The 24,804-nt window shown below is 34.9% G+C and carries 21 protein-coding genes; 18 read left to right on the forward strand and 3 right to left on the reverse strand.

What is annotated here, in order from left to right:
* Window positions 1-42: 42 nt before the first annotated feature.
* The gene (locus VB798_RS24010) at window positions 43-996 is read right to left on the reverse strand and encodes a site-specific integrase (RefSeq protein ID WP_323689779.1); all 954 of its coding nucleotides are present in this window, start codon (window positions 994-996) and stop codon (window positions 43-45) included.
* A gap of 185 nt (window positions 997-1,181) precedes the next feature.
* Here VB798_RS24010 and VB798_RS24015 point away from each other — a divergent pair, with 185 nt between their 5' ends.
* The 14 genes from VB798_RS24015 (at window position 1,182) to VB798_RS24080 (ending at window position 18,384) form a co-directional block, all read left to right on the forward strand.
* Complete coding sequence (locus VB798_RS24015; RefSeq protein ID WP_323689780.1) at window positions 1,182-1,487, forward strand: type II toxin-antitoxin system HigB family toxin; 306 nt, start codon at window positions 1,182-1,184, stop codon at window positions 1,485-1,487.
* A gap of 2 nt (window positions 1,488-1,489) precedes the next feature.
* On the forward strand, window positions 1,490-1,849 hold the full coding sequence (locus VB798_RS24020) for a helix-turn-helix domain-containing protein (RefSeq protein WP_323689781.1): 360 nt from the start codon (window positions 1,490-1,492) through the stop codon (window positions 1,847-1,849).
* A gap of 153 nt (window positions 1,850-2,002) precedes the next feature.
* On the forward strand, window positions 2,003-3,643 hold the full coding sequence (locus VB798_RS24025) for a carboxylesterase/lipase family protein (protein WP_323689782.1): 1,641 nt from the start codon (window positions 2,003-2,005) through the stop codon (window positions 3,641-3,643).
* A 323-nt stretch (window positions 3,644-3,966) separates the two neighbouring features.
* Window positions 3,967-4,983: a glycoside hydrolase family 43 protein gene (locus VB798_RS24030; RefSeq protein ID WP_323689783.1), complete on the forward strand. Its 1,017-nt coding sequence runs from the start codon at window positions 3,967-3,969 to the stop codon at window positions 4,981-4,983.
* A 33-nt stretch (window positions 4,984-5,016) separates the two neighbouring features.
* Window positions 5,017-6,090 carry a glycoside hydrolase family 2 TIM barrel-domain containing protein gene (locus VB798_RS24035; protein ID WP_323689784.1) on the forward strand — a complete coding sequence of 358 codons (1,074 nt, stop codon included), beginning with the start codon at window positions 5,017-5,019 and terminating at the stop codon, window positions 6,088-6,090.
* Between the two features lie 428 nt (window positions 6,091-6,518).
* On the forward strand, window positions 6,519-6,812 hold the full coding sequence (locus VB798_RS24040) for an Hpt domain-containing protein (protein WP_323689785.1): 294 nt from the start codon (window positions 6,519-6,521) through the stop codon (window positions 6,810-6,812).
* A 141-nt stretch (window positions 6,813-6,953) separates the two neighbouring features.
* The gene (locus VB798_RS24045) at window positions 6,954-7,718 is read left to right on the forward strand and encodes a TolC family protein (RefSeq protein WP_323689786.1); all 765 of its coding nucleotides are present in this window, start codon (window positions 6,954-6,956) and stop codon (window positions 7,716-7,718) included.
* Window positions 7,715-10,312, forward strand: coding sequence for an SPOR domain-containing protein (locus tag VB798_RS24050; protein ID WP_323689787.1), 2,598 nt, complete (start codon window positions 7,715-7,717; stop codon window positions 10,310-10,312). Before VB798_RS24045 ends, VB798_RS24050 begins: the two co-directional genes overlap by 4 nt.
* A 16-nt stretch (window positions 10,313-10,328) precedes the next feature.
* Entirely contained in the window at window positions 10,329-11,810 is a 1,482-nt protein-coding gene (locus VB798_RS24055) for an O-antigen ligase family protein (protein ID WP_323689788.1), read from the forward strand.
* A 37-nt stretch (window positions 11,811-11,847) separates the two neighbouring features.
* Window positions 11,848-13,023: a glycosyltransferase gene (locus VB798_RS24060; RefSeq protein WP_323689789.1), complete on the forward strand. Its 1,176-nt coding sequence runs from the start codon at window positions 11,848-11,850 to the stop codon at window positions 13,021-13,023.
* A gap of 98 nt (window positions 13,024-13,121) precedes the next feature.
* Window positions 13,122-14,330 carry a glycosyltransferase gene (locus tag VB798_RS24065; RefSeq protein ID WP_323689790.1) on the forward strand — a complete coding sequence of 403 codons (1,209 nt, stop codon included), beginning with the start codon at window positions 13,122-13,124 and terminating at the stop codon, window positions 14,328-14,330.
* A 69-nt stretch (window positions 14,331-14,399) separates the two neighbouring features.
* The gene (locus VB798_RS24070) at window positions 14,400-15,755 is read left to right on the forward strand and encodes an oligosaccharide flippase family protein (protein WP_323689791.1); all 1,356 of its coding nucleotides are present in this window, start codon (window positions 14,400-14,402) and stop codon (window positions 15,753-15,755) included.
* Window positions 15,755-16,588, forward strand: coding sequence for a beta-1,6-N-acetylglucosaminyltransferase (locus VB798_RS24075; protein ID WP_323689792.1), 834 nt, complete (start codon window positions 15,755-15,757; stop codon window positions 16,586-16,588). The genes VB798_RS24070 and VB798_RS24075 overlap by 1 nt, the downstream gene beginning before the upstream one ends.
* A gap of 140 nt (window positions 16,589-16,728) precedes the next feature.
* Entirely contained in the window at window positions 16,729-18,384 is a 1,656-nt protein-coding gene (locus tag VB798_RS24080) for a phosphoethanolamine transferase (RefSeq protein WP_323689793.1), read from the forward strand.
* 48 nt (window positions 18,385-18,432) lie between these two features.
* Here VB798_RS24080 and VB798_RS24085 read toward each other — a convergent pair whose 3' ends face one another.
* A complete protein-coding gene (locus VB798_RS24085; protein ID WP_323689794.1) occupies window positions 18,433-19,515 on the reverse strand; it encodes a Gfo/Idh/MocA family protein in 1,083 nt (360 codons plus the stop codon).
* A 245-nt stretch (window positions 19,516-19,760) separates the two neighbouring features.
* Between VB798_RS24085 and VB798_RS24090 the strand changes: the two genes are divergently transcribed.
* From VB798_RS24090 to VB798_RS24105, 4 genes are all read left to right on the forward strand, one after another.
* Window positions 19,761-20,279 (forward strand): gluconate 2-dehydrogenase subunit 3 family protein, encoded by a 519-nt coding sequence (locus VB798_RS24090; protein ID WP_323689795.1) that lies wholly within the window; start codon window positions 19,761-19,763, stop codon window positions 20,277-20,279.
* 94 nt (window positions 20,280-20,373) lie between these two features.
* Window positions 20,374-22,092 carry a GMC family oxidoreductase gene (locus VB798_RS24095; protein ID WP_323689796.1) on the forward strand — a complete coding sequence of 573 codons (1,719 nt, stop codon included), beginning with the start codon at window positions 20,374-20,376 and terminating at the stop codon, window positions 22,090-22,092.
* Between the two features lie 77 nt (window positions 22,093-22,169).
* Window positions 22,170-22,787 carry a 3-keto-disaccharide hydrolase gene (locus VB798_RS24100; protein WP_323689797.1) on the forward strand — a complete coding sequence of 206 codons (618 nt, stop codon included), beginning with the start codon at window positions 22,170-22,172 and terminating at the stop codon, window positions 22,785-22,787.
* 194 nt (window positions 22,788-22,981) lie between these two features.
* Window positions 22,982-23,863: an AraC family transcriptional regulator gene (locus VB798_RS24105; RefSeq protein WP_323689798.1), complete on the forward strand. Its 882-nt coding sequence runs from the start codon at window positions 22,982-22,984 to the stop codon at window positions 23,861-23,863.
* Window positions 23,864-23,871: 8 nt separating this feature from the next.
* Here the strand turns inward: VB798_RS24105 and VB798_RS24110 are convergent, their stop codons facing one another.
* A complete protein-coding gene (locus tag VB798_RS24110; RefSeq protein ID WP_323689799.1) occupies window positions 23,872-24,669 on the reverse strand; it encodes an alpha/beta fold hydrolase in 798 nt (265 codons plus the stop codon).
* Between the last annotated feature and the right edge of the window lie 135 nt (window positions 24,670-24,804).

A 24,804-nucleotide genomic window follows, 5' to 3' on the forward strand; every position in this document is an offset into this window, starting at 1 on the left:
GAACATCCGTCCGATTATTTAACAAGATATTAAAATGAATGCTTATAAACCTAGTTTCATCGCAGCATTATGTTGTTTGATGTTTTCTAAACGAGTATAGCGAATTATCATGGCGGAAGTTTTATGTTTAGTTTGGCGCATTACTTCGCTGTCGTCTGCTCCATTGAGTTTGGCGATGGTAATAAAAGATGCTCTGAGCGAATGAGCGGAGTATTTTTCACCTAAATAACTTTTTACTAAATCGTTTACAGTTTTATCGTTCAGCCTTTCTTCGGTTAAAGAATCTCCTTTTCTGATTCTGACAAATAATGGCCCAGCATTTCTTCTTAAAGAAGTAATCCAATTTTGTAAAGTTCTTACTGGACAAAGTACTGTTTCTGGACTATAAAAAATGGCTTTTTCCTCATAATCTCCATATTGGTTGGTTTTGCTATTTCCCATCGAAACGATGAGTCCGTCTTCTGAAAAAGTCAAATCTTCCAAATTCAAAGCGACCAATTCCGAACGTCTGAAAGCTCCCGTAAAACCCAATAATAAAATGGCTTTATTTCTCAATAAAGTATTGGTGTCAGTTTCAATGCCACGCAAAACATTTTTAATTTCTTTAATATTAAAAGCGGGCGCCTGTTTTTGTCGAATACCTTTTATTCTTTTGATTCCTTCCATGACGGCTCTGAACTGTCGGTCTTGTGTCGGAGTATCCAGATTGTTCAGATGATGAAGTTTGCTGATGGCGGCAAATCGACGATTGATACTTGACCATTTGTGCGTATCTGCCAAGTGTGCAGCATAGCCCGAAAGCGTCGAAGCCGAAACTGGCAGCATCGTGAAATTATTTTTTTCGCACCAAGCTTGAAAATGTTTTAAATCTGCTCGATACGCTCTTTGGGTATTCTCAGCACCTTCCAAACCTTTGCGACCATAAGTATCAACTTTTTCGGCAAGTGTTTGAATATTTGCTAAAGTGTTGTGCTCGATGGGCGAGATTTCTTGCATGGTTTGGCTTTTGTTTTTAATCGCTACAAATATAGTTTTAGTTTTGATAATGTTTAATTATCGGAAGTAAAAAAGATTTAGAAAATTTCCGTAAAATAGTAAATCGACAGCGTATAAATTTTTAAAAATCATATACCTTTGCTAAAAGTTCTCGATTAGCGAACATTTGTGTCATTATACATTTTATGAGAATAATAGCCTTAAAAACACTGAAAACATTTTGGGAAAAATTTCCAGAAGCTGAAATTGGATTGAGATACTGGTATGGCAAAATCGAAGTGAAAAATTACTCAACTCCACAATCAATAATTACAGATTTCAAAGGAGCTGATTATGTAGGGAACGAGAGAATCGTTTTTAATATCGCTAAAAACAAGTTTAGATTGATTGCTTCTTTCAATTATGATTACCAATTATGTTTTGTCAAGTTTGTAGGCACGCATAAAGAGTACGACAAGATAGATGCAAGAACAATTGATTTTAATTTATAATCATGATGGAAATAATCAAGCCAATCAAAAATGAGCAAGACTATGAACTTGCTTTGAAAATACTAACAAGTATTTTTCATGCAAAACCAAATACTCCTGAAGGAGATGCTTTAGAAGTATGGTCTTTACTTGTGCATGAATATGAACAAAAGCATTATAAAATCCAGCCGCTTACTGCGCTTGAAGCATTGAAATATGAAATGGAAGAACAAGGACTTACTCAAACGGCATTAGCACAGCGATTTGGGATAAGTAAAAGTACAATTTCTGAAATTCTATCTGGCAAAAAACAAATGAGTGTTAACTTTTTGAAATTTCTCCACAAAGATTTGGGCATACCTGCAAGTGCTTTATTGGGATAATTGACTTAAAATTTTCTCTTTTTAACATTAAGTCTGAAAAAATATTGAATAATTCAAATATTTTTTCAGACTTTTGTTTTATAAAGTCTCAAAGTGAGACAATAGAGGCTTTTCCCTTTCAAAACTCAATTTTATATCAATCGTCTATTTATCATGAAAAAGAAAACTTTATCACTCTTGTTATTATCTGCCATCGGTTTGTCGCCCATGACGAGTTTTAGTCAGAAAAGTACTGTTCCAGTCGATGCCATTATTGCCAATTCTTCTACGGCGATTGTGCAAACGGGCTCTGGAAAAGTACGAGGCTATATTCACAAAGGCACTTTTACTTATAAAGGGATTCCCTATGCAGAGTCTGAGCGTTTTATGCCTCCAAGTAAACCAAAGCCTTGGTCGGATGTAAGAAGTTCGATGACTTACGGACCCGTTTGTCCGATGGACGCTACTACTTCGGTGAATGATGTATTAGAATTTGCTTTCAATCATAATTGGGGTTACACCAACGAAAATTGCCAAAGCTTAAATGTTTGGACTTCAGGCATTAATGATAATAAGAAACGTCCTGTAATGGTTTGGTTACATGGTGGTGGTTTTACTGCTGGTTCTTCGATTGAATTACCTTCTTATGATGGAGAAAATTTGAGTAAAAAAGGTGATGTTGTTGTGGTTTCACTCAATCATCGTTTGAATGTTTTGGGCTTTTGCGATTTATCAGCCTATGGCGAAAAATATAAATCTTCTGCCAATGTTGGCATCATGGATTTAGAAGCTGCTTTGCATTGGGTGAGAGATAATATTGCTAATTTCGGTGGCGACCCAAATAATGTGACGATTTTCGGACAATCGGGTGGTGGAGCGAAAGTAACAACTTTAATGTATGCGCCTTCGGCAAAAGGACTTTTCCATAAAGCCATCGTACAAAGTGGAAGTTACAGAACTAGCTTTTTAGAAAAAGAAAATGCACAGAGAGTAAGTGCTGCTTTACTTGAAGAATTGGGTTTAAAACCGAACCAAGTAGATTCTTTACAGAAAATATCTTACGAAAAATTGAATGCTGCGGGCAAAAGAGCGCAACAAAAAGTGCAGGTACAGATGAAAGCAGAAGGAAAAGCTTTTGTGGGTGGCGGATTAGGTTGGGGACCAAGTCAAGACGGTACTTATTTGCCCTATCAACAAGTTGACCCAGCTGGTTTAGCCATTTCTAAAGATATTCCTTTGTTGATTGGTTCAACTAAAAATGAATTCATGGCTTCATTGATCAATCCTGCGATTAGAAGTTTTTCAACGGATGAAGCGAAAGCATTTTTACAGAAAAAGTATGGAGATAAAACAGAAGCTTATTTAAAAGCGGTAGAAAAAGCTTATCCAAATACCACAAAACCATCAGATTTGATAGATATTGATTTAACAACTTTCCGCCCAGGAGCTGTAAAACAAGCTAATATGAAAGCAACAGCCGATGCTGCTCCAGTTTATATGTATATGTTTAATTGGCAGTCGCCCGTAATGGATGGAATGTACAAGGCGATTCACTGTATCGAAATACCGTTCATTTTTGATAACATTGCTCGTTGCGAAGAAATGACTGGCGGTGGTGCTTCGGCTTATGCGCTTTCAAATAAAATGAGTCAGGCTTGGATAAATTTTGCAAAATCTGGAAATCCTAATCATAAAGGTTTACCAACTTGGCAAAAGTACTCTGCTGAAAATGGTGCGACGATGATTTTTGATAATCAATGCGTTCAGAAATTCCACTATGATAAGGATTTGTTGGAATTAACGGCTGTGAAATAGTAATACGAATTTTTAATAGGAAAAAGGCTTCAGAAGAATTTCTGAAGCTTTTTTTATGTCATTTTTTAGAAAAAACTTTGGCTTTTTACTGATATCGACACAAAATGAGACATTTTGAATAACATTTGAACGATAAAATCAAATTAAAATTATTCATTTTGTATCGTCAAAAAATATGAATCTTCTTGTAAGAAATTGTATAAATGATTGTTTATAGAGGACGTCTTATTTTATAAATGAACTCATTCGCTAAAATAATCAAATACAAAAACAAAAAATCGTCTCATAATTATACTATGAAAAACTTCAAATGGATATTTTTTATGATTTTATGGAATTGTTCATCCAGCCTTTCCCAAGTAGAATCGCCAGCTTTTTTCACTAATCCGCTGTTACCTTCTGGGGCAGATCCTTATAGTTTTTATAAAGACGGATATTACTATTATACGCACACTGCTCAAAACAAGTTGATGCTTTGGAAAACGAAAAACTTAGCAAACCTTAAAACAGCAGAAAGTAAAACCATCTGGACACCGCCACAAGGAACGATGTATTCTAAAGAATTGTGGGCGCCAGAAATTCATTTTATTCAAGGGAAATGGTATATGTACTTTGCAGCGGATGATGGCGACAACAATCATCACCGAATGTATGTGTTAGAAAATGCCTCTGCTGACCCAATGAAAGGCGAATGGATTTTTAAAGGAAAAGTAGCTGACCCTTCTGATAAATGGGCAATTGATGGAGATGTTTTTGAGCACCGTGGACAATTGTACATGATTTGGTCGGGTTGGGAAGGTGATAAAAATGGTCAGCAGAATATTTATATCGCTAAGATGAAAAACGCTTGGACGATTGAAGGAAATCGTTCAAAAATATCGGGTTCTGATTTCGACTGGGAAAAACACGGTGATTTGAACGACCCGAATCTGCCACACGTAAATGTGAATGAAGGACCGCAGATTTTAAAACATGGAGATAAAGTATTTATTATTTACTCTGCAAGTGGTTGTTGGACAGACTTTTACGCTTTAGGAATGTTGACGACAGATGTAAATGCAGATTTGCTGAACCCGAATAGTTGGAAAAAATCGGCAGAACCAGTGTTTAAGCAATCGCCAGAAAATGGTGTTTTTGCGCCGGGACATAATTCATTTTTTAAATCACCAGATGGAAAAGAAGATTGGATACTTTATCATGCTAATTCAAAACCCGGACAAGGTTGCGGTGGGTTTCGTTCGCCAAGAGCACAGAAATTTACTTGGAATGCCAATGGAACACCGAATTTTGGTTTACCGGTAAAAGAAAATCAATCGCTCAAAATCCCAACAGAAAAATAATCGCTCAACATAATTATTATAAACGTTAATCGGATGAAAATCTTCAAAACATTACTTAGCCTATTGGCTTTCAGTTTATTAGCTCAGAGTATCGTCGCTCAGACGAAAGCGAGAGAAATTTGGTCGGTCGAAAAAGCCAATGCTTGGTACAAAACAAAAGGTTGGTTGCGAGGCAGCGATTTTATCCCAAGTACTGCTATCAACCAATTAGAAATGTGGCAAGAAGAAAGTTTTGACCCTGCGACAATCGACAGAGAATTAGGCTATGCAGAAAGCATCGGAATGAATTCTATGCGTGTTTACTTACATCATTTGGCTTGGGAAGTTGACCCAAAAGGCTTTAAAAATCGTGTCAATCAGTATTTGAAAATAGCAGATAAACATCATATTTCTACGCTTTTTGTTTTATTTGATGATTGCTGGAATCCAACCTATAGCGTTGGAAAACAGCCTGCACCAAAACCGGGTATTCATAATTCAGGTTGGGTTCGTGATCCGGGCGAATTGATTTTCACAGAACCGCAAGTAATTGAAAAATTAGAAGCTTATGTAAAAGATATTTTAACAAGCTTTAAAAACGATAAGCGAATCGTATTGTGGGATTTATATAACGAACCAGGAAACTCTGGATATGGCAATAAAAGTTTACCATTGTTAGAAAAAGCATTTGTTTGGGGAAGAGAAGTAAATCCAAGCCAGCCACTTTCTGCGGGTGTTTGGGATTGGAAATTGAAAGAACTATCCGACTTCCAAATCAAAAATTCAGACGTAACTACTTATCATAATTATGGCGATACTGAAAATCATACGAAGGATATCGAAAAACTAAAATCGCTTTCTCAGCGTCCATTACTTTGTACAGAATACATGGCAAGAAGTAGAAATAGCTTGTTCAGTAACATCATGCCTATTTTGAAAAAGGAAAACATCGCAGCCTATAACTGGGGATTAGTAGCTGGTAAAACCAACACCATTTATGCTTGGGATAAGCCAATGCCAAATGGAAATGAGCCAGAGCTGTGGTTTCATGATATTTTCAGACCAGACGGAACACCTTACAAACAAGATGAAGTAGAGGTAATTAAAGACCTGACAGGCAAGAAGTAAGCATTTTACATGATTGCAAATAGGCTGATGAGTATCGGAAAATGTTCTGATACTCATCAGCCTATTTTTTTATAAATTCCTGTTTATTAGGCAGTTTTGATGAAGTATCTCAATAAATTCTTTCAGAAGAGGCTTTTTAAAGCGTAGCGTTCAAATAAATCTTCAAAATACTCAGGGATAAATTTTAATTTTGTGGGCTTTTCAGTACTTTTAAAAGTTATAAATGACCATTGAATGAAATACTGTTTTTGATGATTCTAAAGTAATTCTTCAAACATCACGTTTTTTTTAATTCAGTCATTTTTGTGGTATAGTTTTTGTCAACTAATTATTAGAAACAATCCAAAGATATGTTCAGCTTTAATTCTCAAATTAACGTTAGTCATTTAAACAATATTTACGGAGATGACGTAACGATTGTCAAAATAATGTTTGAGTCTTTTTTAGAAGATAGTTTACCAATTTGGGATGACATTCAGGCTAAATTACAACAAAAAAACTTCGCTGTAATAGGTGGTTTGGCACATCAATTTAAGCCTTGTTTTTCGATGATTGGGTTTCCTGACATCAGTCCTAAAATTCATGAATATGAACTTTATGCAAAAGGTAATCCAACAGGAGAAGAACTGATAAGACGTTACAACGAACTTTCGCCAGAAATAGCAAAAGTAAAAGAGATTGTGATAGAAGAATTAAAACGAATGGATGAAGAGGGAATATAGCCTTTTTAATAATAAAAATCCTTTATAGTATTAACATACTGATTTAATATACTTGTTCAGTAGCTTGTTTAAATCAATGTATATTTGCTATATTGTTTAATGAATAGTTAAATAGCTTTGCTTTACTTTAAGGTAAAATTTATGGTTTGTCTAAAAAAAAATATTCTAAAGGTTGTTCTGTTCCTTGTGATTGGAATAAGTTCTTTTGAAGTGAATGCACAAACAGTATCAACAGATATTTTGATGGCGAAAGGCTTAGAATCAGAAGACTTTTTGCTTTTATTGATAGAATCAGCAATTAAGTTTTCTCCATTAGTCAAAAAGGGTACAGCAGCAGTTGAGGTTGCGAATGCCAATTTAAAAATCAACAAAAATGCTATTTACAGTGGTGTAGCAGCATTATCTTCATACAATTATGGTACAAACTATTCTGCTGTAAATAATCCCACGGGTACTGTCCCAGGTGCCAATAGCTTTACCACATCACAAACAGGCTTTTATAATGTAGGGGTTGGTGTACAACTCTCTTTGATTAATATTTTGAATAGAAAACACACTATCAAGGCAGGACAAGCACAGATTAACAGTGCTTTGGCAGAGCAAGAAAATATTAATTTAACGATAAAACAAGAAGTGATTGGGCGATTCCAAGCACTTAAATTAGCGAAAAAAGTATTAACGCTAAGTACTAGTAATTTACAGGCTATTGAATCTACCTATATAATAGCTGAAAAACGGTTTGCGCAGAATCAAATTGGAATAGATGAACAATCGAAAGTACTAGAATCATACAATAAAGCAAAAGTTGAATACGAAACATCTTTGAATACTTTTCAGACAATATTTATGCAATTAGAAGCTTTTGTGGGGGTGAATTTATCAACATTATTACAACAGATTAAATGAGCTTTTTACATTTTATAAGGTTAATCATAAAAAACATCAAGTGGTTAATTCTAATCCCTTCGGCTTTAGCGTTTACTATTTTCTATTTTACTCGTAAAGAAAAGAAAGTATATTCTTCTGAATCAAATATCTATACAGGGATTGCCTCTGGGTATAGCTTGAGTGGAAGTAACAAAACAGACTTTTTTGCAACAAGCAATGCCTTTGATAACCTTTTATCAGTAATTGATTCAAGAGATACCAAAATAGATGTAGCGATTGCTTTATTATCTGAACATTTACTTCTTAAAAAACATATTCCAGATGTATTATCTTGGGGTTCTTATGATGAACTTCAAAAGTTAATACCAGAAAGCGTTAAAAGCCAGATTGTTAAGCCTACTTTGGAAGAAACCAAGAAGGCCGTTAAGGCTTATATGGCGAAAGATAAAGAGAATGCTATTTACAAGCTTATCAATTCTGATAATGGATATTATTCTATCAATGCGCTTAATAAAATCAAGTCTTCCAGAATTAGTAGTAGTGACTTAATCAAGATTTCTTATGAAGCAAACGACCCTTATATCTGTAAACGAACAATAGAATTGTTGGAAGAGATTTTCATGCTTAAAAACAGAGAAATCAAAGAAGGACAAACCGTAAGTGCTTTAGGTTATTTTGAGTCGGAAACCAAAAAAGCCTTTGCCAAATTGGATTCGGCAGAAAGGTTATTTATGGAGTTTAATAAAAATAATGATATCATTAACTACTATGAACAAACTAAAGCTGTAGCAGGAGAAAGAGAAGGCCTATATGCTATGAACCATAGTTTGGAAATGGATAGAATGGCTTTAAGCTCATCTTTAGACAAAGTAAATGAAAATATCAAAGGAAAAACCTATCAGACACTCTATGGTAGTGATGTAATTAAAGAGAGAGGAAAACTATCTGATATTTATAATAAAATAGCCCTTGGAGAAGTACTTGATAAAAAAGGAGAAAACAAAGACCAAATAGATAGCTTAAAGAAAGCAGCAAGCCAACTTGAAAAAAAATTAAAGGTTTCTTTAGATAATCTTTATACAGATTCAAACACACCTAATGGGATACCTACCAAAACTGTATTAGATGAATGGTTCAAGAACACAATTGCTTTTGAACAAAGCAAAGCACGCTTAACGGTAATGGATAAACGTAAGGCGGAATTTGAAGCTGAATATAGAAAATTTGCACCTTTAGGTGCGATGCTCAAAAAAATAGAACGCTTAATATCTGTTTCAGAACAAGAATATTTGGATTTACTCCATAGTTTGAATGCCGCTAAGCTCAATCAACAAAATACAGAAATTACTGCAAAACTTAATGTAGTAGATCCTCCATACTTACCTTTAAAGCCTAATGCTTCCAAAAGATTAATATTGGTGATAGTAGGTTTTATGGTTGGTTTTGTTTTAGTATTAGCCTTGATTATTACTCAGGCTTTAATTAATAAAACATTAATGGAACCACAAAGAGCAAAAAATATTGTGGGTTTACCATTATTGGGAGTATATCCTTTATTGAATGAAAATCCATACTTTTTATTAAAGTCAAATCTCAGATTGATGCAACAATTGCTTGCAACAATTGACCTCTCTGTTAAACCCATTACTATTGGTTTGGTCAGTACACAAAAAAGTGAAGGGAAATCTACGTTAGCCTATTTATTAGCGAAAGAATTAACAGCTCTGGATTATTCAGTAGAAACACATACATGGAATAATGATTATGATTTAAAAGGAAGTCTAAATGCTGATTTTTCTTTGATAGAATTTCCGTCGTTAGATAATATGATTATTAAACCAGAATCATTTCCTCGTTTGAGTTGTACTATTTTGCTTTGTCGTGCCAATAGAATTTGGACAAAAATAGACAAAGAAATGATTAATATTTTCACCAAAACAACAGGGAATAAGCCATTTTTTGTACTCAATGGAGTAGATATAAGTTTTGCGGAAGAATACATAGGCGAAGTTCCTAAAAAACGAAACCTTATCAGAGCCTTCATTAAACATGTGGCTAAGTTTGAATTTGGGAATAGAAATGCTATTAATAAAAATGCAAGAAATAAAAACTATACAGAGGGAGATAATCTAATCAATCCAGTTAAAAAAAATAAAGTAAGCGGAGTTGTTTTGTTTGGTGTTATAGCAGGATTGATTTTGTCTTCAGTCGCCATTTATTTGTATAAAAAACAGCAGAAAGAAATTCCTGTAAAAGCCAATGAAGTTCAACAAACGATAGATTCTTCTTCCATAGACACAGGTTTTGGCAATAACTTTTCTGAAGGAGATAGTGCTTTAGTGAAAGGAACAGAAAGTAATAAAGAGCCAGTGCTTTCAAAGCAATTTTATGTGATAGCAGGGGCATTTAGCTCAGAAGCCAATGCCACAATCTATATGGAGGATTTGAAAAAAAATGGATTTACAAATGCACAGATAATTAGTTCAACACAAAAAAGCTCTACAGTAAGAGTAGCTTATGATGTATTTGGAACAGAAAGCGAAGCAAAAGATAAATCTGATCAAATCAATAGAAAATACGGTAAAAATACTTGGGTGTATTTTGAGCAGTAATTCTAACATTATCTAAATGGAGGGAGATTTATTCTATAATTCTAGAAATAAGCTAGGCAATGGTTGGCTTTTAGTTGCGATTGCTCTAGCTGTTTTTATGGGTATGGCTATTGCTAGAAATGGAATAGCTACTGGAATTCTATTTTTGGTTTTCCCCTTTGCAATTGGTTTTGTGATATTGATTTTTTATCAGCCAAGAGTCGGAATTATTAGTTTTTTGGTTTACTGTTTTATAATGCCTTATCTCGGTAAGCATATATCAGGTTTACAAGTGGGTATGGGTATTGAGGCAATACTCTTTAGTACTTTATTCGCAGTAATATTTTATCAGAAAAACCGATTTAGGAGAAGACACTTAAATAACGACTTGGTTTGGCTTACAATCTCGTGGATGGTACTTACATTTCTACAAATAGGTAATCCAGAAAGACCAAGTATTTTAGGATGGGTTTATGAAATGAGGTCATCTACGCTTTATTGGGTATTAACAGTAGTATTGACTTTTTTGGTATTCAATAAAAGGACAGATATTAATTTGTTTTTGAATATCATCATCATTATGTCTTTCATTGGGGCTCTTTATGGGATGAAGCAACTTTACTTGGGTGTTGATGAAGCAGAACATAAATGGCTGGAAGAAGGCGGTAAAAAAACACATATTCTTTTCGGTAAATTAAGAATATTTTCATACTATTTTGATGCAGCACAATTTGGGGCATCGCAAGGACATTTGGCAATTGTTTGTATTATTTTAGCAACAGGTCCATATAAACTACTAAAAAAGGCTTGGTTTGCTATTGCAGGATTGCTAATCTTTTATGGTATGCTAATCTCAGGAACTAGGGGAGCACTTTTTGCAATTGTTGGTGGTGGATTGATGTTTTTAATATTGATTAAACAAACAAAAATATTACTTCTTGGCGCTATTTTGGGAGGTGGATTTATCGGAATGCTAAAGTACACTAATATCGGAAGTGGTAATGCCGAGATTGTTCGCCTTAGGAGTTCCTTAGATCCCAAAGATGCGTCTTTACAAGTAAGATTAATGAACCAAGCTATCCTACGAGATTACCTAGGTAGTAAACCATTCGGAACAGGAGTAGGTACTATGGGGCAATGGGGAGAAAAATTTAATTCAGATAAATATATTTCACATATTCCACCCGATAGTCTGTATGTAAAAATATGGGGAATGTATGGTATTATCGGTTTTATTATGTGGTTTGGTATCATGCTTTATATTCTAGGTAAATCATCAGGGATTATTTGGAAAACACGAGACCCCATACTAAAAAATCAATTAATTGCGCTATGTGGGGGAACAGCTGGGATTTTGTTGTGTAGTTATGGGAATGAAGTATTGAATACAATGCCGACTTCGGCAATTGTTTATATCAGTTGGGTTTTAATTTGGTTGAGCCCCCGTTGGGATATTCCAGAAGTTAAAACAGTATCAATTGCGGTAAATAGTGATGAAGAACAACTTTTACAGCACTAAAAAAGAAATATGAAGCTTTCGATATAACCATTTTGCTATGATACATCAAATAATTACCATTTTTGAAACAATAATACTTGCTTACCTTTCCATTCAGGTATTCTACCTACTTTTCTTTGCTCTCGCAGGAAAATTTTCTAACAAAAAGGATTTTCCTAAAGCGCAAAAGCTTAGAAAAATCCGCATTTTTATCCCCGGTTATAAAGAAGACGCTGTTATCATTGCAACAGCTAAAGATGCTATAAAACAAGACTATCCTAAAGAATTGTTTGAAGTTGTTATCATTGCCGATTCATTTAGCGAAGCTACTTTAAGCACGTTAAAATCACTGCCAATAAAAGTGGTAGAAGTAAGCTTTGAAAAAAGTACGAAAGGGAAGGCATTACAAAAAGCAATTGAAGCTACTGCTATTGCTCCGGTTGATATTGTAGTGATTTTGGATGCCGATAACCACATGACACAAGGTTTTTTGCATGCGGTGAACGATGCTTATGAACAGGGTTATCAAGTAATTCAAGGGCATAGAACTGCTAAAGATTTTAAAACACCTTTTGCTCTATTAGATGCTTGTACGGAAGAAATCAACAATAATATTTTTCGTCGTGGTCATGTTGCTGTTGGTTTACCATCTGCCTTGATTGGTAGCGGAATGGCGTTTGATTGGAACTTGTTCGTAAACTATCTGAAAGATATAGGCGATACTTCTGGTGAAGATAAAGAATTAGAGTTTAGAATTATAAGAGATAAAAAAGACGTTGCTTTTCTTGACAAGAAATATGTTTTAGATGAAAAAGTAGCTAAAACAGATGTATTCAGTCAACAAAGAAGCAGATGGCTAGCTATGCAAGTAGAGTTTCTGGAAAAGTACTTTATTGAGGGTTGGTTCCAGTTATTCAAAGGAAATATTGCTTTTTTTAATAAAGTATTCCAAACATATTTATTTCCAAGAGTAATGTTGGTTGCGGTGATGGTACTGTGGTTGATTGTTTCTTTTGTTTTTTCAAGCGAACGTCTCAATTATAGTATTGGTTTATTTTTGGCTTTGGCTTTTTCGTTGTTATTGAGTATTCCTTCAAAATGGTATAATAAGCAATTACTAATGGCTTTTTTACAAATTCCAGGAGCCATCATTTCCATGTTGAAGGCGATGTTCAAGATAGGAAAAGCTAGAAAACAGTTTATCCATACTCCACACGGAGATAGCGAACACTAAAAACAATAAAATTATGCCTTGGGACATTATAGCGATTCCAGTCATTATTTGCCTTATTTTGGGTTTTAGACAAGGATTGAAAGTTAAAAATAGAAAATATGTCAGAAAACGTTGAAGCATATATCGTCATTGCACAACAAGAATGGGCATTGAATTTAGGAAGCAATGCCAGAAATTTGGCAGTAGAGTTCAGTAAAACTAAACCTGTACTGTATGTTAATCCTGCTATTGACATTAACTCTATTTTGAAACAAATCAATACTCCGCATGGAAAGCAGAGAATAAAACTTGCCTTGGGTATCGGCGAAAACACTGTCAAAGCAGGGGAAAATTTATGGGTACATACCCCAGCAACAATTAGCTATTCAATTAACTGGTTGAAGAATTTAAGCTTGTATGATACTTTAAATGAACGCAATGGTAAAGGCTTTTTTAATAGCCTTAAGAAAGGAATAAAAAGTTTAGGGTGGAACCCTCAGAAAGTAGTTGTGTTAAATGATAGCCAGATGTTTACGGCATTGTTTACCAAAAAATATCTTCAACCTCTATTGAGCTTTTATTATATCAGAGATAATCTGATAGAGCATCCATATTTTAAATTTCATGGAAGCAGAGTAGAACCCAAAGCCATTGAAATGGCGGATGCCGTTTTTGCTAACTCGGCTTATCTAGCAGATTATGCTCGAAACCATAATGACATTAGCTTAGATATTGGTCAAGGTTGTGAAACCGATATTTACCAAGCTGACTTTACTTACACAGAACCTGAAGATTTGGCAAAAATACCACATCCAAGAATTGGATACGCAGGTTTGCTTACTTCTGAACGATTAGACATACAGTTACTCATAGATATTGCAGAAACGAGCCCAGATTGGCAAATAGTATTAATTGGACCAGAAGAAACAGTTTTTGAACATAGTCGTTTACATTCTATCAAAAATGTACATTTTTTAGGCGCTAAAAAACCAAGTCAGTTACCCGCTTACATGCAGTACTTAGATGTATGTATGAACCCACAATTATTAAATGCTTTAACCATTGGTAATTATCCTAGAAAAATAGATGAATACTTGGCAATGGGAAAACCAACGGTGGCAACAGATACACCAGCCATGAAAATGTTTTTGCCCCATGTTGAATTAGCAATGGGTAAAGAAGGCTATAAACAAGCGATCGAAAAAGCATTATTGCCACAAAACGCATCAGCTAGAAACGCAGCAATAGAATGTGCCAAAGGGCATACTTGGGAGGCTTGTGTAAAACAAATTTATACTATTCAGAATCAGTTATTGAATAGTAATTAATTGAATATGAGAAACCACTTTTTGAAAAACCTAAATTAGGCATACTTCAATACATATAAATCTGATGATATGAATACACAAGTTATCATTTCTAAGTTAAGGAATAAACACTTTTTGTCGCTCGTGGGGAATGGCTCAATGTCTGTTTTGGCGATGGTGACAGTTGGTATTTTACTCCGTAATATGACATCAGCAGATATTGGCTATTGGTTTTTCTTTCAAACTACCTTTTCGTTGATTGATACTTTCAGAGTTGGCTTTTTACAAACAGCTATGATTAAGTTTTATTCAGGAGCAGAAAGAGAAAAGGCCGACGCCGTTTTAGGTTCAGTATGGTATTTGAGTCTTCTAATTACAGGAGTGCTAATTGTTGTTAATATTTTGGCGGCTTTTTCCATACCATTCATTGATAATTTTGGAATGGAAACGGTGATAAAATGGTTTGGAATTACTTTTTTATTCACGCTTCCTTCATCTGTTGCAGCTTGGACTTTACAGTCAGACCAACGATTTGATAGCCTTCTGTTGATTCGTGTAGTTAGTCAAGGAGCGTTTATTTTAATGTTACTTGTTACAATCTTCTTCGCAAATTTAGACCTCAATTTAGTTTTATTAATCAATGCACTAAGTTCTATTACTGTAAGTTTGTTTTGTATTTATCAAGGGTGGACTCGTATGAAAACCTTTAGCAAAAGAACAAAAGAATGGATTTTAGAATTATTTCACTTTGGCAAATATAGTGTAGGAACTAATATTAGCACCAATTTGCTAAGAAGCTCTGATACTTTTGTAATAATGTTTGTATTGGGTACTGCTGGACCTGCTGCCATAACAATGTACACAATGCCAATGCGTTTGATGGAAGTAATCGAAATACCTTTAAGAAGCTTTTTATCAACCGCAATGCCTTCGATGTCAGCGGCTTTTAATAGAGGAAATAAGGAAGAGGTAGTAGGAATTATGCAAAAATACGCAGGAACACTTGTGCTTGCTCTTTTTCCAGTTTCGGTAGTGGCTGTTATTTTGGCAGATATAGCTATTGTTATTTTGGGCGGAAGTCAGTATTCTGGTTCTCATGCAGTTTCGGTGTATCGTATTTTTATGTCTTTTGCCATGTTTTATCCCATTGATAGATTCCTAGGAATTACTTTGGATATTATCCATCAACCAAGAATAAATTTCTATAAAGTATTAGTAATGCTTGGGATAAATGTTACGTTTGATTTTATTGGGATTCATCTCTTCGGAAATATCAATGGAGTAGCTTTAGCAACCTTTTTCACCTTTTTATCAGGAGTGTTTTTTGGATATTATTGGTTGAAAAAATATTTGGATTTTACTTTGATAGGCTTTTTTACTGCGGGTTTTGCAGAGATAAAAACTATGGTTCAAGAGTATTTACTAAAAAACAAAACCGCAAAATAATGAGGATTGCACATTTAATTTTAGTCCATGCAAACCCATCTCAATTACAAAGATTAATCAATCGTCTGGCTCATCCAGATGCTGATTTTTATATACATGTTGATTTAAAAGCAGATATTAGTCCATTTCTTTTTTTAGCATCGGAACATGTAAAGTTGATTACTAATCGAGTAAGTGTATATTGGGGTGCCTACAGTATTGTCCAAGCTACCGTGAATAGCTTTGAAGAGATTTTGGCATCATCAACAAAATATGATTACATCAATCTGTTGAGCGGTCAAGATTATCCCTTAAAAAGTACTCATGAAATTCACGCTTTTTTTGAAGAGAACCCTGATAAAGCATTTATGCACACGCTTTCTGTAGCCACTGAATGGCAAGAAGCAATTCCTAGAGTCACAAAATATCATTTATCAAATTATCAATTTTCTGGGAGAAACATGGCAGAAAAATATATCAACATGCTTTTGCCCAAAAGAAAAATGCCTAATCATTTGATTCCCGTTGGGCGCTCTCAGTGGTTTACCATTACGAGCAAACATGTTGAATATATTGTAACCTACTTACAGCAAAATAAAAATGTAAAACGATTTTTTGAACTTACTTGGGGAAGTGATGAAATCGTTTTTCAAACCATTCTTTATAACTCTATTTATCAAAATGAGATGGTGAACGATAACCTTCGTTACATTGATTGGTCAGAAGGAAATGCTAGTCCAAAAACCTTCAAAATGGAAGATTTGCCAACTTTACTTAGCTCAGGAAAATTGTTTGCTCGCAAATTTAATGAAACCGTTGATGGCAAAGTTTTGGATGCGCTTGATAAAGAGTAACATCAAACCTTAAAAAGCAAAAAAAAAGCATTCGATACTTATTGCCTATTTTTCTGTTTTATACTGATATTTCTACAAAAATGCTCTTGTCTTGTATTAATTATTTATTATGTTTATATTAAAATAATTTAATTAATAAGATGCCTCCTATAGAAAAATTAATTGACTCTTCAAAAACCTCATTTTTGTATTTACTAATCGTAATTGGACTAATTACAATATGTGATTTCATTTTTTTTGTTAGCACTGAGCAATACTCCTCAGCGATACTTGGTGCATTAGCTTGTTTAAGTTTACATTTATTACCTGTTTACTTTTTTAGAAATAAAATAAAGCTTTATCTGTTCTTTTTAACACCCATCTTTATTTTTTTACCGCTTAATCTAGCTTCCATTATTTTATTTGATGTACCGATTAATGATGCTACAATTGTACTCGCTCTCAATACCAATCCAGCCGAATCTTTTGAATTATTAAAAGGCTATATTCCTAGTTTACTCATTAGTTTTTTACTGTATGTGGGTGTGCTGTATCTGTTAGTACGAAAAATTCCAGCGACGATTTCTGCCAATAATGCTAAAATAATAGGTATTGCCAGTATAAGTGTTTTTATGTTATTACCATTGGTAAGTTTTGATGGTGGAAGTTACTTTATGAAGCTAAGAACTAGGTATTATAGCATTTTTCCAACGTCTTTATTATATGCTGGTAATGCTGTTTTTAAGCAAAATAGATTAATCAATTCATCAAAAGAACAAAGAGCAAAATACCTTTTTCATGCCAAAGCAGAAACTACGATTGTAGATAAACAAGTACATCTTTTAATTATTGGAGAAAGCTCAAGATATGACCATTGGGGACTTAATGGCTATTCAAGAAATACGTCTCCAAAGCTATCAAAAAGAGAGAACTTTATCTCATTTAGTAATGCCGCTGCTGGAGGTTTCATTACAGAATTTGCTGCTCCGCTGATGATAACAGGCGTTGGTGCGGATAATTTTGACAAACACTTTCAACAAAAAAGTATTGTAAGCCTTTTTAAAGAAGCAGGGTTTAATACCTATTGGATTAGTAATCAGGTAGATCAAGGGCATATTAAAGTTCATATTGATGAAGCGGATAATAAATTTCTTAATTTATCAGATTCAAAAGCTACAAAGAATGTACATCGTGATATGGAATTGGTGGGAGCATTAAAAAAGGTATTAGGAGAATCAGGAACAAAAAAATTCATTGTTATTCATACAGCAGGAAGCCATTATGATTATAGCGTTAGGTATCCTGATGAGTTTGATTTTTTTAAGCCTAGCAACAAAACGATTCACTCAAAGTCGGCCGATAAGGCTTTTAAAGACGTATTGATTAATAGTTATGATAATACTATTCGCTATTCAGATGCTGTGATTGATAGTATTATTGGTTTAGTGTCCAGTCAAAATGCCTTAGCATCTGTTACTTATATGTCGGATCATGGCGAGAATCTATTTGATGACAGTAGAGATCTTTCACAACATGCGTATCCAGTTCCGTCAAAGTATATTGCCCACACTCCTTTTTTTGTTTGGTATTCTCCTATTTTGAAGAATAGATTTCCGACTAAAATAGACAATTTACAGAAACATGTAAATTCGAAGGTCTCTTCAGAAAATATTATTCATACGCTTTCTAGTATGAGTGGGTTGACTTATCCTTTGCAGGATTCATTGAAAAATATCACGAGTCCATATTTTGTGGATAACGAGCAGAAAATATTAGGAGCTGATAAGAAAGTCTATCTTGTAGAAACCTTGAAATAATATTTTTCAACATGGAGGAAATCAATGTCCTCCATGTTGAAAACAAAATTATAACATCACAGGCAAGCCAGTTTTTACTGATTCATCACAAGCGAAAGCGATTCTTAGGCTGTTTACGGCGTCTTCAATATGGTCAGTTAAATCAACATCTTCTTGAATGGCTTTTAAGAAAAATCTTTGCTCACGATTACAAAGTTCTTGATGGTCTGGCTCGTCGGTAAGATTTATCCATTCATCAGCTTTTACAAAAGTATTTTCTGAATTAATGTCTGAATAATGTACTCTTAAAGATTCCGTTTTGGTATGCGAATCCACATTGTCAGATTTTCCAGTTCCTCCAGCTTCTTTTGCTACAATTGAAACACAACCTTTCGGTCCGATTACGTCTTTGATAAAGAAAGCAGTTTCGCTCATCATTGGTCCCCAACCTGCTTCATACCAACCTACAGAACCATCTTCAAAACGAATCTGTAATTGTCCGTAATTATAATTTCCTTCAGGAATATCATCTGTCAATCTCGCTCCAATGGCATTTACTTGTATCGGTTTCGAGCGTGTCATTTGGCACATTACGTCGATATAATGCACGCCACAGTCCACAATCGGACTTAAACTTTTCATCAAATTACGGTGCACATTCCACATTACGCCATGACTTTGCTGATTCAAATTCATACGCATCACCAAAGGTTTTCCCATTTCTTGGGCAATTTCTACAAATTTTTCCCAAGAAGGATGATGTCTTAAAATATAGCCAACTGCTACTTTTTTCCCTTTCTTCGTTGCTAAATCAGCTACTCTTTTCGCTCCTTCCACGGTATCAGCCAAAGGTTTTTCGATAAAAACATGACAATCTGCTTCCAAAGCCATTACCGCAAATGCTTCATGTGTATCTGGATAAGTAGAAATACAAACAGCATCAGGTTTTGTACTTGCCAAAGCTTCGGCATAATCGCTAAAAAGTGGATAGCCACCGCCCAAACGTTCGTTAAGTACTTCTTTACTTTTGCCAATTGAAACGATTCCGCAGATTTCGAAGCCTTCGGTATTTTGATAAGCAATGGCATGAGAAGCTCCCATATTTCCGCAACCTACTACAAGTACTCTTATGGATTGTTTTTGAAGTGTCATGATTTGAAAATTATGATGATATGATTGAAAACAGTCTTCAAATCTAAGCAGTTCAATGAATACTTTTATCCTGTTTTTAAGATAAATCTGTTATTTGAATCCATTTTTGATTTTTTAGCTAAGTTTTCCATAAAGTATTGATTGCTAATCGGTAACATATTTCCGTACAGGTCAAATCACTACAAATAGTATAGATTTAAAAACATAGATTTGTACAGATATATCATTAATAAATCTAAAAAAAGATGAAAAGACGCTCTGCAATAAAAAACTTATCGGTAGCATTAGGTGGCTTGGTAAGTTTACCTACTTGGGCTTCGGGTTGGACGAGCCAAAGTATAGGACAATTTTCTAATTTATCTACTAACGATGAAGTACTTCTTGCTGAAATTGTAGAAACAATTATTCCTGAAACCAATACACCTGGAGCAAAATCGCTAAAAGTACATCAGTTTGCCATGAGAATGATAAACGATTGTTACGGCGAAAATGCAAAGAGTACTTTAAAGCAAGGTTTGGTTTTAATCAACGAGTTTTCTCAACAAAATCATCAAAAATCTTTCGTAGAAAGTAGCAAGCCTCAACGCATTGATACTTTTCTGAAAATGAGTACTTCTTCAAATTCAGTAGCGAAACAATTTGCGGATATGATAAAAAGATTGACGATTCAAGGATATACCAATTCTGAATATTACATGGTCAATCAGTTGAAATTCAATATGGCACCGGGATATTATCATGGTTGCGTTCCGATTCCAAGATAGTTTTGGCTTTCGGGTTTCAGCCGTCGGTCATCAGCTTTCGGCTACGATGGACAATTCACAATTCATCACTCACAATTCATAACTCTTACTTAACATGTCATATCTGAATATCAATGCTATAAAAGACCGAACTTGTGATGCCATCGTAATTGGTTCGGGAATTAGTGGTGGTTGGGCTGCCAAAGAACTTACGGGCAAAGGTTTAAAAACGCTTGTTTTAGAGCGTGGACGTGATGTACAACACATTACGGATTATCCAACCACTATGATGCAACCGTGGGAATTTGAACATTTGGGACAATTACCCAAAGCCATCAAAGATGCCAATCCTATCGTTAGTAGATGTTATGCTTTCAATGAAGATGCGGCACACTTTTTTATCAAAGATGCTGAACATCCTTATGTTCAAGAAAAGCCTTTCGATTGGATTCGTGGTTACCAAGTAGGTGGGAAATCATTAATGTGGGCAAGAGGAACGCAACGTTGGTCAGAGCATGATTTTGATGGCCCCGCTCGTGATGGTTTTGCAGTAGATTGGCCTATTCGTTATGCCGATATTGCTCCTTGGTACAGTTATGTAGAAAAATTTGCAGGAATTTCTGGGAATAAAGACGGATTGGCGAGTTTGCCAGATGGAGAATTTTTACCACCACACGAAATGTCTTGCGTAGAAAAACACTTCAGCGAACAAACGGCGAAACATTATAACAATACTCGTCCAGTAATTATTGGTCGTTGTGCGCATCTTACAAAACCACAACCTATTCATTTACAACAAGGTAGAGGTCAGTGTCAAAATCGTTCCTTATGCCAGCGTGGTTGTCCTTATGGCGGATATTTTAGTAGTAATTCTTCTACACTTCCTTGGGCGGCACGCACTGGTAGAATGACTTTGAAACCAGATTCAGTCGTACATTCTATCATTTTTGATGAAAAGAAAAACAAGGCTTCGGGCGTAAGAGTGATTGATGCGCATACCAAAGAAATGACGGAGTATTATGCAAAAATCATTTTTGTGAATGCGGCTACTTTAAATTCTAATTTGATTTTGTTAAATTCTACTTCAAATCGTTTCCAAAATGGTTTGGGGAACGATAATGGTTTATTGGGCAAGTACATTGCTTTTCACAATTTCCGTACCACGATTTCTGCCGAGTACGAAGGATTTTTGAATAGCACAACCGAAGGAATTCGTCCGAACAGTAGTTATATTCCACGTTTTAGAAATGTTTTCAAGCAAGAAACTGATTTTCTAAGAGGCTACGCTGCTGGTTTTGGCTCAAGCAGAATTACTTCAAATGATACTTCTGGCATCGGTGAATCGTTGAAAAATAGCTTGAATGAACAACAATATGGTAATTGGCGAGTAGGTTCGCACATGATGGGCGAAACCATTCCGAAAGAAAGTAATTATGTGGCTTTAGATAAAAATTTATTAGATCCTTGGGGAATTCCACAACTGAAAATTTCGGTAGCCTATGATGATAATGATGAAAAAATGATTCAGGATTTCCATACAGAAATGACTGAAATGTTGACGAAAGCGGGTTTCAAAAATATTCAAACACATGATAAACCAGATAAAGCTCCCGGTTTGGATATTCACGAAATGGGTGGTGTGCGTATGGGAAAAGACCCTAAAACGTCGTTATTGAACAAGTGGAATCAGTTACATACTTGCAAAAATGTATTCGTAACGGATGGCGCTTGTATGACTTCTACTTCAACACAAAATCCTTCATTAACTTTTATGGCAATTACGGCTCGTGCGGCTGATTATGCAGTAAAAGAAATGAGAAAAGGAAACCTTTAAAGTGTGGAATTTGGAGTGTAGAATGAGGAGTGACAATTTTAGAACAAAGAAATATTACAGTTTTTAACATTAGAAATATGAGAAAAATAAATGCTTATTTGTTGATTTTTAGTTTGTTATTAAGTTTTGCTTCGCAAGCACAAACGCCCAAAAAAGGAAAATGGATTTCGCTTTTTAACCAAAAAGATTTGAGTGGCTGGAAGATTTACGGTACTGAAAAATGGTACGTAGAAAATGGCGAATTGATTTGCGAAAGTGGTCCTGATAAAGAATACGGTTACTTAGGAACAGAACAAAGTTTTCAAGATTTTGAGTTAAGTCTTCAGTTTAAACAAGAAGCCGATGGCAACAGTGGCGTGTTTTTTCATTCAAGTATTGATGGAACAAAAATCACTGGCTGGCAAGCAGAAGTAGCTCCTCCGGGACATTGGACAGGCGGAATTTATGAATCTTACGGAAGAGGTTGGTTAATCAAACCAACTGACGATAAAGACAAAGCCCTAAAAATGGGCGAATGGAATACGATGGTTGTAAAAGTGGTAGGCAACCAAGTAACTACTTTTGTAAACGGACAAGAAATGATTACGCTCAATGATGAAAAAATCGGCGGACGTGCAGGAATTATTGCTTTGCAAATTCACAGTGGCGGTGGCATTAAAGTAAAATGGCGTAAATTAAAAGTGAAAAGTTTATAAGAACTGCTTGAAAATGATGAGGTAAATTTTGTTTTTACTTCATCATTTTTCATTCAATTGGATGAATAGAACTACTCAAAAATTAACACTATTTTGAAATATATAGGCTGGTGTTTGTTAAAATAAAGCTAATGTTTTATTTTTATGTAAATAGAAAATTAAATTTTTCTACTTCATTCACAATACCAAGTCTTATGAAAGTACTTCCATTTACGATTCCAGTTCCTCACGATAAAACGATTATTGTTCAAAAAGACGTTCTACCGCACTTTTATCCGCATTTACATAGGCATCAAGAAATTCAATTGATGTGGATTCAGCAAGGTGAAGGCACTTTAATTGCTGATAACAATATGCACCGTTTTCGTTCGAATGAAATTTATTGGTTGGGTGCAAATCAGCCTCATCTTTTCAAAAGTGAAGCTTCTTATTTTCATCCAAAAAGTAAAAAGAAAGTAACGGCAACAGCTATTTTTTTTAATCCGAGCGGACAATTATCTTCTTTTTTTGACTTACCAGAGATTAATACACTTAAAAGATTTTTACAGCAGCACTCCAACGGATTCAAAATTCCGCAGGAAAATGTTTCGGAAATAGCCAACAAAATTGTTTTGCTCAATAAAAGTAATGGCGTGAGTCAGATGATTCATTTTATAGATTTACTGAGAAGTATTGCCGCCATTCCTTCGCTTTTACCGCTTTCAATGAGTACGCAACCACAGAATTATAGTGAAAACGAAGGCTTGAGAATTAGCAATATCTATAATTTTATCATGCAGGAATACGAAAAGCCCATCACGCTTGAAGATGCTGCAAACAAAGCCCACATGACACCACACGCTTTTTGTAGGTATTTTAAAAAGCATACTCGCCATACTTTTTTGTCATTTCTCAATGAAGTTCGAATTAATGAAGCCTGTAAAAAATTGACAAATAGTAATAGCGAAACCATTGCCAACGTTGCTTATAGCTGTGGTTTTAACAGCATCACGAATTTCAACAGAGTATTCAAACGCATTACAAATCAATCGCCTAGCGAATATGTAGAGCGTTATTTCAATCGAGAAGCCAAGTAAGTTTTTGATTATTTTGTGATAAAATCCATAATCTCATCCGCAAAAGCCTGTGTGCGATAAGTACCGTTATGATTGCCTTTTACTAGTTTCAATTGGGCATTTTTGAAGTATGTTTGCAGTACTTTAGGGTCGCCATTATCAAGATCTTCATCCCCACAAATGATTAAAACAAGCTTTTTGATTTTCATCAATTCAGTAGGTAAAGCAACAGGCTGGTACTTTTGCAAGAAACCCAAAGCGATGGTATCCGCTCCGATAGACTTGGCATAAGCCACAGCTCCTGCCGTTTCTGGATGCAAATGAGCTTTTCCGCTAAAAGCATCGGCAAACATTTTTCTTCTGTCCCAATCAGGATTGGTAAAATGTTGACCAACGCCACCCAAAATGACTTTTGTTACTCTTTTATCTTTGGTCAGTAATTTTGCGGCAACAATCGCTCCTCTTGAATAACCTACTAAAGTATAATCTTTGATTTTTAAGGAAGAAATCAAGCCCATCAAGTCTTTTACTTCGGCTTCTTTTTGGTAAAATTTATCTTCATGTGGTTTATCTGAAGCTCCATTTCCACGCATATCAGGTACGATTACTCTGAAACCTTTTTCGATTAAATCCTTGTACAAAGCCGTTTTTCGCCAATTCGCTCCTGTATTGATAAAGCCGTGTAGCAAGAGTACAGCCTTGCCCCTACCCGTATCTTCATAAGCAATATTTTGTCCATCAAAAGAAGTAAAACGCTTGAGGTTTTGGGCTTTTGATATTGAAAAAGAGAGGGTTATAATTAATAAAATGGAGAAATACTTTTTCATACTTTTGGGGTTTAAAATTGAATTTTTGAAAATAAGTTGGCAGTGAAGACACTGCCAACGGCGTAGCAAATTCTATTGTGTAGCGGCAAACCCTTGCGGTTGCCGCACTTGAAACGGCAACCGCAAGGGTTTGCC

The organism is Arcicella lustrica (genome assembly GCF_034930985.1).
In the GTDB taxonomy this organism is placed as follows: Bacteria; Bacteroidota; Bacteroidia; order Cytophagales; family Spirosomataceae; genus Arcicella; species Arcicella lustrica.

Coding starts and splice junctions, on each gene's coding strand:
- VB798_RS24010 (WP_323689779.1), bottom strand. CDS start 996: ATGCAAGAAATCTCGCCCATCGAGCACAACACTTTAGCAAATATTCAA.
- VB798_RS24015 (WP_323689780.1), top strand. CDS start 1,182: ATGAGAATAATAGCCTTAAAAACACTGAAAACATTTTGGGAAAAATTT.
- VB798_RS24020 (WP_323689781.1), top strand. CDS start 1,490: ATGATGGAAATAATCAAGCCAATCAAAAATGAGCAAGACTATGAACTT.
- VB798_RS24025 (WP_323689782.1), top strand. CDS start 2,003: ATGAAAAAGAAAACTTTATCACTCTTGTTATTATCTGCCATCGGTTTG.
- VB798_RS24030 (WP_323689783.1), top strand. CDS start 3,967: ATGATTTTATGGAATTGTTCATCCAGCCTTTCCCAAGTAGAATCGCCA.
- VB798_RS24035 (WP_323689784.1), top strand. CDS start 5,017: ATGAAAATCTTCAAAACATTACTTAGCCTATTGGCTTTCAGTTTATTA.
- VB798_RS24040 (WP_323689785.1), top strand. CDS start 6,519: ATGTTTGAGTCTTTTTTAGAAGATAGTTTACCAATTTGGGATGACATT.
- VB798_RS24045 (WP_323689786.1), top strand. CDS start 6,954: ATGGTTTGTCTAAAAAAAAATATTCTAAAGGTTGTTCTGTTCCTTGTG.
- VB798_RS24050 (WP_323689787.1), top strand. CDS start 7,715: ATGAGCTTTTTACATTTTATAAGGTTAATCATAAAAAACATCAAGTGG.
- VB798_RS24055 (WP_323689788.1), top strand. CDS start 10,329: ATGGAGGGAGATTTATTCTATAATTCTAGAAATAAGCTAGGCAATGGT.
- VB798_RS24060 (WP_323689789.1), top strand. CDS start 11,848: ATGATACATCAAATAATTACCATTTTTGAAACAATAATACTTGCTTAC.
- VB798_RS24065 (WP_323689790.1), top strand. CDS start 13,122: ATGTCAGAAAACGTTGAAGCATATATCGTCATTGCACAACAAGAATGG.
- VB798_RS24070 (WP_323689791.1), top strand. CDS start 14,400: ATGAATACACAAGTTATCATTTCTAAGTTAAGGAATAAACACTTTTTG.
- VB798_RS24075 (WP_323689792.1), top strand. CDS start 15,755: ATGAGGATTGCACATTTAATTTTAGTCCATGCAAACCCATCTCAATTA.
- VB798_RS24080 (WP_323689793.1), top strand. CDS start 16,729: ATGCCTCCTATAGAAAAATTAATTGACTCTTCAAAAACCTCATTTTTG.
- VB798_RS24085 (WP_323689794.1), bottom strand. CDS start 19,515: ATGACACTTCAAAAACAATCCATAAGAGTACTTGTAGTAGGTTGCGGA.
- VB798_RS24090 (WP_323689795.1), top strand. CDS start 19,761: ATGAAAAGACGCTCTGCAATAAAAAACTTATCGGTAGCATTAGGTGGC.
- VB798_RS24095 (WP_323689796.1), top strand. CDS start 20,374: ATGTCATATCTGAATATCAATGCTATAAAAGACCGAACTTGTGATGCC.
- VB798_RS24100 (WP_323689797.1), top strand. CDS start 22,170: ATGAGAAAAATAAATGCTTATTTGTTGATTTTTAGTTTGTTATTAAGT.
- VB798_RS24105 (WP_323689798.1), top strand. CDS start 22,982: ATGAAAGTACTTCCATTTACGATTCCAGTTCCTCACGATAAAACGATT.
- VB798_RS24110 (WP_323689799.1), bottom strand. CDS start 24,669: ATGAAAAAGTATTTCTCCATTTTATTAATTATAACCCTCTCTTTTTCA.